Here is a 13,227-nt window from a genome sequence, read left to right on the forward strand (position 1 = left end):
GGTGGGGGTCTTGTCGAGCGAGGGGGCTCCGGCGTCCTGGGGGGCGGCGCCGTTGCCACCGTTGCCGTTGCCGCCGGTGAAGCGGCCGAGGTTGCCGCCCAGGCCTTTGAGGGCGTCGCCGATCTCGCTCGGCACGATCCAGAGCTTGTTGGCGTCGCCCTCGGCGATCTTCGGGAGCATCTGGACGTACTGGTAGGAGAGCAGCTTCTGGTCGGCGTCGCCGGCGTGGATGGCCTCGAAGACGGTGCGGATGGCCTGGGCCTCGCCCTCGGCGCGGAGGGCCTTGGCGCGGGCGTCACCCTCGGCGCGCAGGATCTCGGACTGCTTGGCGCCCTCGGCCTGGAGGATCTCGGACTGCCTGATGCCCTCGGCCTGGAGGATCGCGGCGCGCTTGTCCCGGTCGGCACGCATCTGCTTCTCCATCGAGTCCTGGATGGAGGTGGGGGGCTCGATGGCCTTGAGCTCGACGCGGTTGACGCGGATGCCCCACTTGCCGGTGGCCTCGTCGAGCACGCCGCGCAGGGCCGCGTTGATCTCCTCGCGGGAGGTGAGGGTGCGCTCCAGGTCCATGCCACCGATGATGTTCCGCAACGTGGTGACCGTGAGCTGCTCGATGGCCTGGATGTAGTTGGAGACCTCGTAGGTCGCCGCGCGGGCGTCAGTGACCTGGTAGTAGATCACCGTGTCGATGTTGACCACCAGGTTGTCCTGGGTGATCACAGGCTGCGGCGGGAAGGGCACGACCTGCTCGCGCAGGTCGATGCGGTTGCGGATGCGGTCGATGAACGGGACGACGATATTGAGGCCCGCGTTCAACGTCCGTGTGTAGCGGCCGAACCGCTCGACGATGGCGGCGCTTGCCTGCTGGATCACCTGGATCGTCTGGACGAGAGCGATGACGACCAGCACCACCAGGATGACCAGCACGATGATGATGGCGTCCATCGTGATCTCCCCCTGCGGCTAGAAGAGTTGGAACGATTGTCGATGAAGTGACGCGCCCATCACATCACGACCGCGGTGGCGCCGTCGATCTCGACCACGCTGACCTGACTGCCCGGTTCGTAGGTGTCGTCGTCGCTGAGGGAGCGTGCCGACCACTCCTCGCCGGCGAGCTTGATCCGCCCGCTGCGCCCGTCAACTCGCTCCAGCACGATGGCCGTTCTACCCATCAGTGCGTCAACTCCCGTGCTGAGCACGGGCGGTCCCATGCGGGAGCGCCGCGCGATGGGTTGGACGACGATGATCAGCGCGGTGGACACGACGGCGAAGACGATGACTTGGATCACCAGGCTGTCGGTCAGGCCCGCGGCGGCGGCAGCCGCGACGGCGCCGGCCGCGAGCATGCCGAACTCCGGCATGGTGGTGAGGACGAGAGCGATCGCGAATCCACCGGCGGCGATGAGCCACCACACCCAGAAGTCCACCCCGCCATGGTAGGTCGGGGCGCGGCGCCGCGAACAGGGTTCGCCGAGTTTCCCGGTTCAGCCGCGCAGTGGCAGCCCGTGCGCGGTCCAGCGGTCGTCCCGGCGTTCGACGACGAGGGGCAGGCCGAAGCAGTGGGAGAGGTTGGAGGAGGTGAGGGTGGTGTCGATGGGGCCCGCGGCCAGGACCGACCCCTGACGGATGAGCAGCACGTGGGTGAAGCCGGGCGCGATCTCCTCGACGTGGTGGGTGACCATCAGCATGGAGGGGGCGTAGGGGTCGCGGGCGAGGCGGCCGAGGCGGCGCACTAGGTCCTCGCGGCCGCCGAGGTCGAGGCCGGCCGCCGGCTCGTCGAGCAGGAGGAGTTCGGGGTCGGACATCAGGGCGCGGGCGATCTGGGTGCGCTTGCGTTCACCCTCGGAGAGGGTGCCGAATCTGCGGTCGAGGTACTCGGTCATACCGAGGCGGTCGAGGAAGGCGCGGGCGCGCTGCTCGTCGACCTCGTCGTAGCGCTCCTGCCAGCCGGCGGTCATGCCGTAGGCGGCGGTGAGGACGGTGGTGAGGACGGTCTGGCGGGGGGAGAGCTTGGCGGCGAGCGCGCTGCTGGCCATGCCGATGCGCGGGCGGAGCTCGAACACGTCGACGGAGCCGAGCTTCTCGCCGAGGATCTGGGCGGTGCCGGTGGTCGGGAAGAGATAGCTGGAGGCAACGTTCAGCAGGGTGGTCTTCCCGGCGCCGTTGGGGCCGAGGATCACCCAGCGCTCGCCTTCCGCGACCGACCAGGAGACCTTGTCCACCAGAGCCCGGCCGTCGCGGACCACGGATACGTCCACCAGCTCCAGTACATCGCTCATGCGCGCGGTCTCTCCCCTTGCGGTCGCCGTTGCTCGTGTCTGTGGCGTCGGTGCCGGTGGGCACGTCCTCACGGACAAAACCTACGCCACTGCTTCTCGGAGTCTGTCGTCAGGAGGCTTGTTGGCCTTCCTTCCCTAAGGTAGGGGGCATGCTGGAGGAACCGCGTGCGGGGCGGCTTGCCGCCTGGGGTAATGCTCTTTTCGCCGGACTCGTGGCGCCGGACGATGCCGCGGGGCGTGCGGTCGGCGCCGACTCGGTGCACCGGGTGGTGGATCTCCCCGGCGAGGCGGGGCCCGTGGGGCTGACGTTGGCGTTCGGCCGGCTGCGGGCGCTGGGCGCGGTGGGGCTGCGAATCGCGCTGCCGCGCCCGGGGCATCCGTTGGGTCTCTGCGGGCCGCCGGAGTTCAACGCGGCGGCGATGGACGCCGAGGAGGCGGTGCTGGCCTCGGGGGCCGGGGTGGGTCTCGTGCCCGAGGTGCGCGAGGCGGGGCCGGCCGGGGACGTGTTGACCGAGGTGGTGTGGCGTTGTCTGGCGGTGCGGCAGGCGCCGCCGGCGGACGTGCCGTCGCTCGGGGAGGCCGAGCGGGAGTTGGCCGAGGTGTTGCGCGACGCCACAGAGGCGTTGACGCGGCTCGACGTGGCGGGGGCGGGGCCGGTGGCGCTGGCCAGGATCGAGGCGTACCGGGCGCGGATGGAGCGGGGGCGGCAGTTGCTGGCGCCGGGCTATCCGCCGCGTGCGGCGCGGGTGTTGGAGTTGGCGCAGCGGGTGGGGGCGCTGGTGGACATCGCCGCAGAGACGGAGCCGGGGGCGGCGGTGAGCGCGGGCCAGATGGCGCTGCGCGAGGGGGCATTGCGCCCGGTGGAGCGCGCCGCGCGGCGGGCACGGGTGGCCGCGTACAACGCGTACGCCGAGGAGTTGGAGCGGCAGCGGGGCTAGGGCCTGCCCGCGTGCCCGGTGCCCGGGGCCTGGTGGCTCCGGGGACCGGGTGCGGTGCGTGACCGACGGCTCAGCGGATGACGCCGACGTTGCCGAAGGCGGGGTTCAGAAGCCCGACGAGGTTGACCGAGTTGCCGTCGAGCTGGATCGGCACGTTGATCGGGATCTGGATGTTGTTGCCCGAGACGACGCCGGGGGACCCCGCGGCGAAGCCGGCCGCGTTGGAGTCGGCCGCGAAGGCTGAGCCGGCGCCGGCGCCGACGGCGGCACCGGTGGCGGCGAGCACGAGAACGGCCTTCCTGGCAGTGATCATGGGTACGTTCCTCCTGGACGTTGCGCTGCGCGGCTTCCTGGGCGTGAGGTCGCGCGCTGCACAACGGCCGGCCGCGACGCTCGGCACGGTCTCGTGCCGCGTTACCCACGTTCGGCGTAGCGGGGTCCGTGAGGTTGACGCGCGGGCCCCCCGTCAGGGCCGGTTCTCCTCCGAGATCCCGTGCCGGACGGCCCAGAGCGCGGCCTGGGTCCGGTCGGCGAGGTCGAGCTTCATCAGGATGTTCGACACGTGGGTCTTCACGGTCTTCTCTGAGAGCACCAGGGCGCGGGCGATCTCGCGGTTGGAGCGACCGCGGGCGATCAGGGCCAGCACCTGGCGCTCCCGGTCGGTGAGCGAGCCGCCGCGGCCGGCGCCGCCGCCCGTGGCGTCCTGGGCGAGGAGCGCGCCTGCCACCTCGGGTTGGAGCAGCACGTGGCCGGCGTGCACGGCGCGGATGGCGCCGGCCAGCGCCTCGGGGTCGATGTCCTTGTGCACGTAGCCGGCGGCGCCGGCGCGCAGCGCGGGGATGACGGTGCGGCGCTCGGTGAAGCTGGTGACGACGAGCACCCGGGCGGGGTTGCCGAGCTCGCTGAGCCGGCCGAGCGCCTCGACGCCGTCGGAGCCCGGCATCTTGACGTCCATGAGGATGACGTCGGGGCGCAGCTCCTCGGCGCGGTCGACGCCGGCGGCGCCGTCCGCGGCCTCGCCGACCACCTCGATGTCGTCCTGCACCTCGAGGAACGTTCGCAGCCCGCGGCGGACGACCTGGTGGTCGTCGACGATCAGCACGCGGATGACGTCAGCCACCGGGAACCTCCATCTGGATCGTGGTGCCCTCGCCGGGCGCCGACTGCACGGTCAGCGACCCGCCCACCGCCGCCGCCCGATCCCGCATGGAGACCAGGCCGAGGTGACGGCCGGCGGTGCGGACGGTCTCGGGGTCGAACCCGGTGCCGTCGTCGGTCACCCGGAGCACGGTCGCGGTGCCCCGGCGGAAGAGCGTCACCCGTACGCGGGTGGGCGCGCCGTGCCGCAGGGCGTTGTGCAGGGCCTCCTGGGCGACGCGCAGCACGGCCTCCTCCTGCTGGGCGGGGAGGGCACGCTGGTCCCGGCAGTCGAAGGTGACACCGGCGGGGTGAGCGCGGTCGAGGACCTGGATCTGGGCGCGCAGGGTGGCGACGAGGCCGTCCTCGTCGAGGGCGGCGGGGCGCAGCTCGATGACGGCGGCGCGGAGCTCGTCGGCGGCCTCGGCGGCGAGCTCGGTGACCTGCCGCAGCTCGCTCCTGGCACGGGCCGGGTCGCGGTCGATGAGGGTGGCCGCGGCCCGGGCGGTGAGGCGGAGCGAGAACAGCTTCTGGGCGACGGCGTCGTGCAGCTCGTGGGCGAGGCGGGCGCGCTCGTCGGCGATGGTGAGCTCGCGGCTGCGCTCGTAGAGCCTGGCGTTGGTGAGGGCGATGGCGGCGTGCTCGGCGAGGAGGCGCAGCAGGTCCTCGTCCTCCGCGGTGAAGGCGCAGCCGGCGGGTGGGCGGAGCCCCGGCGGGCAGCGCTTGTTGGCGAGGAAGAGCGCCCCGAGGACGCTCTCGCCGTCGCCGATGGGCATGCCGAGGAAGTCCCTCATCTCGGGGTGGGCGGCGGGCCAGCCCTCGAATCGCGGATCCTGGCGGACGTCGGCAAGGCGGACGGGGGCGGCGCTGCTGAGCATGGCGGCGAGGATGCCGTGCTGGCGAGGCAGGGGGCCGATGGCCTTCCACTGGCGGTCGCTGACGCCGTCCACGAGGAACTGGGCGAAGCCGCCGTTGCCGTCGGGGAGGCCGAGGGCGGCGTAGCGGGCGTCGAGGAGCTCCCGGGCGCTGCGCACGATGGTCTGCAGCACGTCGCGCACCTCGAGGGTGCGGTTCATGGCGAGCAGCGCGGCGCTCACCGCGGCCAGCCCGGTTCTGGGGCCCATGGTCAGACCGTAACGCCTGCCGGTGGGGTGGTGGATCGGGCCGGCGCCGGTGGTGGCTGGGGCGCGTGGCCTAGGTCCAGGGTCTGATGGACGCCCCGGCGCGCGTTCTCCGGCGCGCACGAAAGCGGCGGGCGCCCCGTGCGAGGGGCGCCCGCCGCCGGGCGTGCGGGAGGGGGTCCCGCCTCAGTTCCGCATGACCTCGGGCTCGTGGCGCCGCAGGAACTTCATGACCAGGTAGCCGCAGATGACGGCGAGGACCCCGAGCATGGCGACGTCCAGCAGCCAGTAGCCGGCCTCGTGCTTCCAGATCGGGTCGGGGTCGGGCTCCTCGGTGGCGGAGGCCGTCAGAGTGTTGAGGTCGGCGGTGGTGCCGACGCCGGCCAGGGCCCAGCGGGAGGGCATCAGCCAGGCCAGCTGCTCGACGCCCAGGGTGCCGTGCAACTGGAAGAGGGCGCCGGTGAAGACCAGCTGGATCACGGAGATCATCACGAGCAGCGGCATGGTCATCTCGGAGGTGCGCACCAGCGCCGAGATCACGAGGCCGATCATCATGGAGGTGCAGCCGAGCGCCATCAGGACGAGGGTCATCTCGACGGCGGGCGAGTCGGCGAAGATGACACCCTCGGCGGGCATGTCCCTGGGCAGGAAGCCGATGATGCTGAGGATCACCGCCTGGAGCACGGTGACGATGCCGAGCACGAACACCTTGGACATCAGGTACGCGGAGCGGGAGAGGCCGACGGCGCGTTCCCGCTCGTAGATCACCCGTTCCTTGATCAGCTCGCGCACGGCGTTGGCGGCGCCCGCGAAGCACATGCCGACCACCAGGACCATCAGGATGATGCTGGCGTCGCCGTTGCGGAAGCCGCGTTCCTGCGAGCCGTAGCCGAGGCCGAAGTCCGCGGGTATGACGGCCGAGACGGCGCCGAGCACGATGGGCAGCGCGACCGTGAGGCCGAGGAAGCCCTTGTCGGCCATGATCACCGCGGCGTAGCGGCGCATCAGGGTGAGCACCTGGGAGCCCCAGGTCTGCCGCTTCTGCTGGCTTGCCGACATCGGCTGGATGTGCGCGGCCTGCGGCTGCGCCGAGTCCACGTCGGCGGCGTACATCTGGAAGTGCTGCGAGCCACGCCAGCGGCCCATCCAGTCGTAGTCGCGGTAGTTCTCGAAGGCGGAGAACACGTCGGCCCAGTTGTCGTAGCCGAAGAAGTTCAGCGCCTCGTCCGGCGGGCCGAAGTAGGCGACGCCGCCGCCGGGGGCCATCACCAGCACGCGGTCGCAGAGTCCGAGCTCGGCCACCGAGTGGGTGACGACGAGAACGGTGCGGCCGTCGTCCGCGAGGCTGCGCAGCAGCTGCATCACGTCGCGGTCCATGCCGGGGTCGAGACCCGAGGTGGGCTCGTCGAGGAAGATCAGCGACGGCTTGGTCAGCAGCTCGAGGGCGACCGAGACGCGCTTGCGCTGACCGCCGGAGAGCGAGGAGATCCGCTTGGTTGCGTGCGGGCTGAGCTTGAGCTCGGCGAGGACCTCCTCGACGCGGGCGTTGCGCTCGGCCTCGCCGACGTCGCCGGGGAAGCGGAGCTTGGCGGCCAGCCGGAGCGCCTGCCTGATGGGCAGCGCGGTGTGCAGGATGTCGTCCTGCGGCACGAGGCCGATGCGGTTCCGCAGCTCGGCGAAGTGGGTGTAGAGGTTGCGGTGGTCGTACAGGACCTCGCCGTAGGTCGCCGGGCGGTAGCCGGTGAGGGCGCGCAGCAGCGTGGACTTGCCGGAGCCTGAGGGCCCGATGACGCCGATCAGCGACTTCTCGGGGACGCCGAAGGAGACGTCGTTGAGGATCGTGGTCTGCCCGTTGTTGACCTGGACGGTCAGGTGGCGGGCGGAGAAGGAGACCTCACCGGTGTCGACGAACTCCTGAAGCTGGTTGCCGACCAGCCGGAAGGTGGAGTGGCCGATGCCGACCGTGTCGTTCTGGCCCAGGTAGCGGCGGCCGTTCTTGGGCAGCTGCTGGCCGTTGACGTAGGTGCCGTTGTGGCTGCCGAGATCGTGGATCTCGAAGCGCCCGTCGGGGTGCGCGAGGAACTCGGCGTGCAGCCGGGAGACCTGCAGGTCGCTGACGACCAGTTCGTTCTCCAGGGCACGGCCGATGCGGGTGACCTGACCGACGGTAAGCATGTGCAGGCTGGTCGCGCTGCCGTCGAAGCCGCCGGCGCCCTGGCCCCCCTGGCCGCCGTGCCCCGGCTGGTCGTACGACTGCTGGGGCGGCATGGCCGGCTGCTGCGGCGGCATCCCGGCGGGCGCTCCCGCGGGGGCGTGCGCCGGTGGCTGTCCTGCCATCCCCGCATACTGCGGGTTGTGGCTCTGCTGGGGTATCTGCTGCCCGGCGCCGGAGAAGGTGAGGCGCGGGCCGTCCACCGCGTTGCCCAGGTGGATCACCGTGCCGGGGCCGAGCGGCGCCTGCTGCACACGCTGCCCCTGTGCGTAGCTTCCGTTGGTGCTGCCCTGGTCCTCGAGGACCCAGCTCTGTCCCCCCCAGCGCACCGTGGCATGTCGCCAGGAGACCCGGGAATCCTGCAGGACCACATCACCTTGTGGATCTCTGCCCAGGGTGTATGACCTGGTTGGATCCAAAGTCCATGTCTGCCCGTTCAATTCGAGTACGAGTTCCGGCACTCCAGCCCCAAAAGTTGTCCCCCGAGCAACCTCCGAGCGGAGGTCTAGGGATGGTCGAACATCGTGGGGGAACTATTCCAGGCTCGAGCCCGCGACGGCCAGTCGACCCCCGGATGTCACCAAGCTGGTGCAGAGCGCCTGCGCGCCTGTGACCTTCATCTCTCCGTCTCGTCCAGGAGGCGGTTCCGACATGAGGCTGTCACCAGGGGCGACTACCGTGGATGGCACCATGATGTCTGCGCAACCGGTCACCCAGGACGTGCCCACCCTCCTGGTCAAGATCTTCGGCAAGGACCGTCCGGGGCTGACCGCCGGCCTGTTCCGGACCCTGGCCGGCTTCGGGGTGGACGTCGTCGACATCGAGCAGGTCGTCACCCGCGGCCGGATCACGCTGTGCGCGCTGGTCACGGCGCCGTCGGCGGCCTCGGGCACCGAGGGCGGGCTGCGGGCCACCGTGCACGGCTGGGCCGAGTCGATGCGGTTGCAGGCGGAGATCATCTCCGGCACCGGCGACAACCCGGCGCGCGGCGTTGGACGGTCCCACGTCACGGTGCTCGGCAACCCGCTGACGGCCGAGGTCACCGGCGCCATCGCGGCCCGGATAACGGGCACCGGCGGCAACATCGACCGGATTTTCCGGCTCGCCAAGTACCCGGTCACCGCCGTCGAGTTCGACGTCTCCGGGGTGGCCACGGCCGAGCTGCGCACCGCGCTCGCCACCGAGGCGGCGGCGCTCGCGGTGGACGTGGCGGTGGTCGACTCCGGGCTCGCCCGCCGGGCGCCGCGCCTGGTCGTGATGGACGTGGACTCGACGCTCATCCAGGACGAGGTCATCGAGCTGTTCGCGGCCCACGCCGGCTGCGAGGAGCAGGTCGCCGCGGTCACGGCGGCGGCGATGCGGGGCGAGCTCGACTTCGAGCAGTCGCTGCACGCCCGGGTGGCGCTGCTGACCGGTCTCGACGAGTCCGTGGTGGACAAGGTGCGGGCCGAGGTCCGGCTGACGCCGGGCGCGCGCACCCTGATCAGGACCCTCAAGCGCCTTGGCTGCCAGGTCGGCGTGGTCTCGGGCGGCTTCACCCAGGTCACGGACGCGCTCCAGGACCACCTCGGCCTGGACTTCGCCGCGGCCAACACGCTGGAGATCGTCGACGGCAAGCTCACCGGCCGGGTGACGGGCGAGATGGTGGACCGGGCGGGCAAGGCCCGGCTGCTGCGGGCCTTCGCCGCCGAGGCCGGGGTGCCGCTGTCGCGGACCGTCGCGATCGGCGACGGTGCCAACGACCTGGACATGCTCAACGCGGCGGGGTTCGGGGTCGCCTTCAACGCGAAGCCGCTGGTGCGGGAGGCCGCCGACACGGCGGTGACCGTGCCGTTCCTCGACACCGTGCTCTATCTGCTGGGGATCACCCGCGAAGAGGTCGAGGCCGCGGACGCGGAGGGCTAGGGCCTGTCTTTTGGATCTTCGTGGATCAGCGAGCGGCGGATGGCTCCCCCAGCTGACGCTGGGAGGTGCCCCCATTCGCTGGCAAGGCGCCCCACGCGGCGGAGGCACATATCGGCACCAGCGCAGCTCGTACGTGGTCGTACTCGCGCGCGGTGTCCATATGCCGCTCCTCGGCGTGAGGCAACGCAGCCGGCCGGGATGCCTGGGGGGTACCTCCCAGCGGCCAGGCTGGGGGCTCGTCGCGAGCTCGCGAAGATCCGGAAGACAGACCCTAGCCGCAATGCCAGTGACTTAAGGGTCGATTCGCGCGTCTGACCTGCGGGAACGTCGCCCTACGGCGCTCTCGAGAGCCATAAAGTCACCGGTATTGGCCCTAGCCGCGGGGAGCTGACCGCCGGGCTGAGCGGGCCGGACGAGGCGGCTTCGCCGCCGTCCGGCCACGCTGGCTCGCGTGCCCTGTCGCGGCCTGCCGGCCGCTCCCGCGCTACGCCTCGTGCGGGGACCAGAACGCGGCGAGGGTGGCCACGCCGTGTTCCACGGACTTCCAGTCCCCGGTGACGCTCAGCACGGCGATGGACGAGGTCGGATAGCCGGACCGGTTCATCCGGGCGAGGCTGTCGCCCTCCGCGTCCCCGGCCAGGGCGTCGGCGAGGGCGTGCACCCCTGGGTTGTGGCCGACGATCATCAGGTTCCTGACCTCGTCGTCGACCTCGTTGACCAGGGCGATCAGCTCGCCGAGGCTGGCCTCGTAGAGCCGCTCCTCGTAGACGGTCCTGGGGCGCTGCGGCAGTTCGGGGGCGACCAGCTTCCAGGTCTCCCTGGCGCGGACGGCGGTGGAACAGAGGGTCAGTTCGGGGCTGACGCCAGCCCCGGCGAGCCAGCGCCCGGCGACGGGCGCGTCCTTCCGGCCGCGGTCGGCGAGGGGACGGTCGTGATCGGACACCTGCGGCCAGTCGGCCTTGGCATGTCGGAGGAGAACGATCCTGCGCGGAACATCGACGCTCATGTGCCCCAGCTTCGCATGAAACGCACAGTCGGTCGCGGGGGGTTGGGATTCCCGCCCGGGCGGGCGACCTGCGCATCGCTCCCCCAGCGCACGATCGGCCCGGCCGGGCTCAGGGGAGCCACGTGTGCACGTGGTCGAGCAGCTCGGTCATCGGCAGCGGCCGTTCGGCGGCGTCCGCCTGGGGACCGGCCACCAGCAACAACAACAGGGCCCCGAAGGCGGCCGCCGGAAGCGCCAGGGCCCACCAGCGCAGGCGGATCTCCATGCCGGAGCGGTCTACTCGGGCGGACATGACGCTCGTCGCCTCCATGCGTCGAAGGTCGGATCCGATGCCTCCCGGATCGTGTCACCAAACCTAGGGAAGCTGCCGGCCACGGCCCATCCGGTGAGCCACCCAGTCGCCCCTGAACCTGGCCCCCTAGGGGATGGTGGTGCTGGCACCACCATGGGCGTCGCGGCCCCGGCTCAGGGGGAGGCGATGGTGGCGATGACGGCGATGACGACGCTGATGCCGAGCATGGCGCCGAGGATGAGCAGCAGCTTCCGCTGGCCGCCCGTGGGGTTGGGGTCGAGCGCTGGCATGGCTCAAGTGTCGCACTCAGCCGTCGTCCTCGACGCACCGGTCCCGGCCGGCCCGGAAGCCGACGGCTACCTGGATCAGCATCAGGGTGACCATGAGTCCCAGCGGGGCGTGCCAGTCGCCGGTGGCCTCGTTGAGGGTGCCGACGAGGAGCGGCCCGGGGACGCTGATGAGGTAGCCGATGCTCTGGGCGAAGGCGGAGAGCCTGACGACGCCCTGCGGGGTCCGCGAGCGCATCCCGATCATGGTCAGGACGACGGGGAACGAGCAGTTGGCGAGGCCGAGGAAGATCGCCCACAGCCAGGCGCCGCCGGCCGGCGCCAGCCAGAGACCGGCGTAGCCGGCGAGGCCGAAAGCGCCGAGGAGCGCGACCAGCGGCCCCTGGTGGCGCATGCGGGCGGCGATCGGCGGCAGGACGAAGCCGATGGGGGCACCGAGGCCGATGATCACGGCGGCGAGCACTCCGGCGGTGCCGGCCGAGACGCCGGCGTCCTGGTAGATCTGGGGGCTCCAGCCGAGGGTGACGTAGGCGGCGGTGGCCTGGAGGCCGAAGAAGACCGCGAGGGCCCAGGCCGTGCCGGAGCGGGCCAACCGGGGCGCGGCGGCGACCGGCCCGCCGGCCGACCCGCTCCGGTTCGCCGCAGGGTGCGTGCGGCGCGCGTGGCGCGCGTGCGGCAGCGCGGCGAGCCAGGGCAGCACGGCGACCGCGGCGGGGAGCGCCCAGAAGCCGAGCCCCGGCCGCCAGTCGTCGCCCAGGGCGTGGGCCAGGGGCACGCTGAGCCCGGCGGCGCAGGCGGCGCCGAAGGACAGCGCCATGGAGTAGAGGCCGGTCATGGTGCCCATGCGGTCCGGGAAGTACTGCTTGACCAGCACCGGCATCAGCACGTTGCCGATGGCGACGCCGGCCAGCGCGAGGGTACTGGTGAGCAGGAAGACCGGGGTCGAGCCGGCGAGCGCGCGGAGGGCGAGGCCGGCGGCGAGGGCGGCGAGGCCGGCGACCAGCACGGTGGGCAGGCCGTGGCGGCGGGCGAGCCGGGGCGCGGCGATGCCGAAGACGGCGAAGCAGAGCGCGGGCACGGAGGTGAGCAGGCCGGCGACGGCGCCGTTCATCTCGAGCCCGTCGCGTATCTCGGGCAGCAGCGGCCCGATGCTGGCCAGGGCCGGCCGGAGGTTGAACGCCGCGAGCGCCAGGCCGGCGACGAGCAGCAGCGGGGCCGCGGCGCGGGCCACAGGGGGTGGTTCTGGGGAACGGGTACGGAGGGTACGGTCGTCCTTCGTCGACTCCATGGGTAGCATCATAGAATCATGGGACGAATCCCCGGCGGCGGGATTCGCGGATTCCCGGGAGAGCTATGTCACTGAGCGCGCCCCGCCGTTCCGCCCTCGCGGACCAGGTCATCAGCCAACTCCGCCAGCAGATCACCTCGGGCGAGTGGCCGGTGGGCTCCCGCATCCCCACCGAGCCCGAGTTGGTGGCCCGGCTCGGCGTGGCCAGGAACACCGTCCGGGAGGCGATCCGGGCCCTCGCTCACAACGGCCTGCTGGACATCAGGCAGGGCTCAGGCACCTATGTGATCGCGACGAGCGAGCTCGCCGGCGTCATGCAGCGCCGCTTCGCGGAAGCGTCCCAGCGGGACGTCGCCGAGGTACGGAGCGCGCTCGAGGCCCAGGCCGCCGCGCTCGCCGCGCGGCGCCGCACGGAACGGGACCTGCGGCAGCTCGACGCGCTGCTGGGACGACGCGCCGAGGCGTGGGCCAGCGGCGACCTGGAACGCTTCGTGGAGGCGGACGCCACCTTCCACACGGCGGTGGTCGGCGCCTCCCACAACGAGGTGCTGATCGCGCTCTACGCGGACCTGGGCGGCGTGGTGCGGGCGTTCCTGCGGAACGATGTGGGGCGCCTCGAGATGCGGGCCGACGCCTTGGCCGACCACTCAGCCGTCGTCGACGCGATCCGCGCGGCGGACGCGACGACGGCGGCGACGGAGGCGGGCTCCTATGCGCTGACGTGCCGAGCCCTGGTGTGAGGCCGGCTGGTTCTCCCCCACC

At 71.9% G+C, this 13,227-nt stretch carries 14 protein-coding genes; 3 read left to right on the top strand and 11 right to left on the bottom strand.

All coding sequences use genetic code 11. The annotated features are described in order from the left end of the window. From E1265_RS23155 to E1265_RS23165, 3 genes are all read right to left on the bottom strand, one after another. On the bottom strand, nt 1-945 hold a 945-nt coding region (locus E1265_RS23155; protein ID WP_165953847.1), incomplete at its 3' end, for an SPFH domain-containing protein. Nucleotides 946-1,004: 59 nt separating this feature from the next. Next, complete coding sequence (locus E1265_RS23160; RefSeq protein ID WP_132932925.1) at nt 1,005-1,427, bottom strand: NfeD family protein; 423 nt, start codon at nt 1,425-1,427, stop codon at nt 1,005-1,007. 57 nt (nt 1,428-1,484) lie between these two features. Then, the gene (locus E1265_RS23165) at nt 1,485-2,279 is read right to left on the bottom strand and encodes an ABC transporter ATP-binding protein (RefSeq protein ID WP_132932926.1); all 795 of its coding nucleotides are present in this window, start codon (nt 2,277-2,279) and stop codon (nt 1,485-1,487) included. Nucleotides 2,280-2,428: 149 nt separating this feature from the next. Between E1265_RS23165 and E1265_RS23170 the strand changes: the two genes are divergently transcribed. After that, a complete protein-coding gene (locus tag E1265_RS23170) occupies nt 2,429-3,217 on the top strand; it encodes a hypothetical protein (RefSeq protein WP_132932927.1) in 789 nt (262 codons plus the stop codon). 70 nt (nt 3,218-3,287) lie between these two features. Here E1265_RS23170 and E1265_RS23175 read toward each other — a convergent pair whose 3' ends face one another. The 4 genes from E1265_RS23175 to E1265_RS23190 all read right to left on the bottom strand — a co-directional run bounded on the left by E1265_RS23175 (nt 3,288) and on the right by E1265_RS23190 (nt 8,148). Continuing rightward, nucleotides 3,288-3,530, bottom strand: a complete 243-nt coding sequence (locus E1265_RS23175; protein WP_132932928.1) for a chaplin — start codon at nt 3,528-3,530, stop codon at nt 3,288-3,290. A gap of 153 nt (nt 3,531-3,683) precedes the next feature. After that, nucleotides 3,684-4,337: a response regulator transcription factor gene (locus tag E1265_RS23180; RefSeq protein ID WP_132932929.1), complete on the bottom strand. Its 654-nt coding sequence runs from the start codon at nt 4,335-4,337 to the stop codon at nt 3,684-3,686. Continuing rightward, nucleotides 4,330-5,484, bottom strand: coding sequence for a GAF domain-containing sensor histidine kinase (locus E1265_RS23185; protein ID WP_132932934.1), 1,155 nt, complete (start codon nt 5,482-5,484; stop codon nt 4,330-4,332). Before E1265_RS23185 ends, E1265_RS23180 begins: the two co-directional genes overlap by 8 nt. 177 nt (nt 5,485-5,661) lie before the next feature. Beyond that, nucleotides 5,662-8,148: an FHA domain-containing protein gene (locus E1265_RS23190; RefSeq protein WP_132932930.1), complete on the bottom strand. Its 2,487-nt coding sequence runs from the start codon at nt 8,146-8,148 to the stop codon at nt 5,662-5,664. Between the two features lie 232 nt (nt 8,149-8,380). Between E1265_RS23190 and serB the strand changes: the two genes are divergently transcribed. Further along, nucleotides 8,381-9,592 carry a phosphoserine phosphatase SerB gene (gene serB, locus E1265_RS23195; protein WP_132932935.1) on the top strand — a complete coding sequence of 404 codons (1,212 nt, stop codon included), beginning with the start codon at nt 8,381-8,383 and terminating at the stop codon, nt 9,590-9,592. A gap of 484 nt (nt 9,593-10,076) precedes the next feature. Here the strand turns inward: serB and E1265_RS23200 are convergent, their stop codons facing one another. The 4 genes from E1265_RS23200 to E1265_RS23210 form a co-directional block, all read right to left on the bottom strand. Next, nucleotides 10,077-10,598 carry a histidine phosphatase family protein gene (locus E1265_RS23200; protein WP_132932931.1) on the bottom strand — a complete coding sequence of 174 codons (522 nt, stop codon included), beginning with the start codon at nt 10,596-10,598 and terminating at the stop codon, nt 10,077-10,079. Between the two features lie 109 nt (nt 10,599-10,707). Next, nucleotides 10,708-10,890 (bottom strand): hypothetical protein, encoded by a 183-nt coding sequence (locus E1265_RS23205; RefSeq protein WP_243741037.1) that lies wholly within the window; start codon nt 10,888-10,890, stop codon nt 10,708-10,710. Between the two features lie 173 nt (nt 10,891-11,063). Further along, entirely contained in the window at nt 11,064-11,180 is a 117-nt protein-coding gene (locus E1265_RS40375) for an SGM_5486 family transporter-associated protein (RefSeq protein ID WP_279571455.1), read from the bottom strand. A gap of 16 nt (nt 11,181-11,196) precedes the next feature. Continuing rightward, nucleotides 11,197-12,474 carry an MFS transporter gene (locus E1265_RS23210; RefSeq protein WP_132932936.1) on the bottom strand — a complete coding sequence of 426 codons (1,278 nt, stop codon included), beginning with the start codon at nt 12,472-12,474 and terminating at the stop codon, nt 11,197-11,199. 56 nt (nt 12,475-12,530) lie between these two features. Between E1265_RS23210 and E1265_RS23215 the strand changes: the two genes are divergently transcribed. Further along, entirely contained in the window at nt 12,531-13,205 is a 675-nt protein-coding gene (locus E1265_RS23215) for an FCD domain-containing protein (RefSeq protein ID WP_132932933.1), read from the top strand. The last annotated feature ends 22 nt before the right edge of the window (nt 13,206-13,227 follow it).

The sequence above is a fragment of the Streptomyces sp. 8K308 genome, from assembly GCF_004348315.1.
GTDB lineage: Bacteria > Actinomycetota > Actinomycetes > Streptomycetales > Streptomycetaceae > Streptomyces.

What these genes read in the sequence shown, in the direction of transcription:
- serB (WP_132932935.1), top strand. Translation starts at nt 8,381, where the DNA reads ATGTCTGCGCAACCGGTCACCCAGGACGTGCCCACCCTCCTGGTCAAG.
- E1265_RS23210 (WP_132932936.1), bottom strand. Translation starts at nt 12,474, where the DNA reads ATGCTACCCATGGAGTCGACGAAGGACGACCGTACCCTCCGTACCCGT.
- E1265_RS23215 (WP_132932933.1), top strand. Translation starts at nt 12,531, where the DNA reads ATGTCACTGAGCGCGCCCCGCCGTTCCGCCCTCGCGGACCAGGTCATC.
- E1265_RS23200 (WP_132932931.1), bottom strand. Translation starts at nt 10,598, where the DNA reads ATGAGCGTCGATGTTCCGCGCAGGATCGTTCTCCTCCGACATGCCAAG.
- E1265_RS23205 (WP_243741037.1), bottom strand. Translation starts at nt 10,890, where the DNA reads ATGTCCGCCCGAGTAGACCGCTCCGGCATGGAGATCCGCCTGCGCTGG.
- E1265_RS23175 (WP_132932928.1), bottom strand. Translation starts at nt 3,530, where the DNA reads ATGATCACTGCCAGGAAGGCCGTTCTCGTGCTCGCCGCCACCGGTGCC.
- E1265_RS23170 (WP_132932927.1), top strand. Translation starts at nt 2,429, where the DNA reads ATGCTGGAGGAACCGCGTGCGGGGCGGCTTGCCGCCTGGGGTAATGCT.
- E1265_RS23165 (WP_132932926.1), bottom strand. Translation starts at nt 2,279, where the DNA reads ATGAGCGATGTACTGGAGCTGGTGGACGTATCCGTGGTCCGCGACGGC.
- E1265_RS40375 (WP_279571455.1), bottom strand. Translation starts at nt 11,180, where the DNA reads ATGCCAGCGCTCGACCCCAACCCCACGGGCGGCCAGCGGAAGCTGCTG.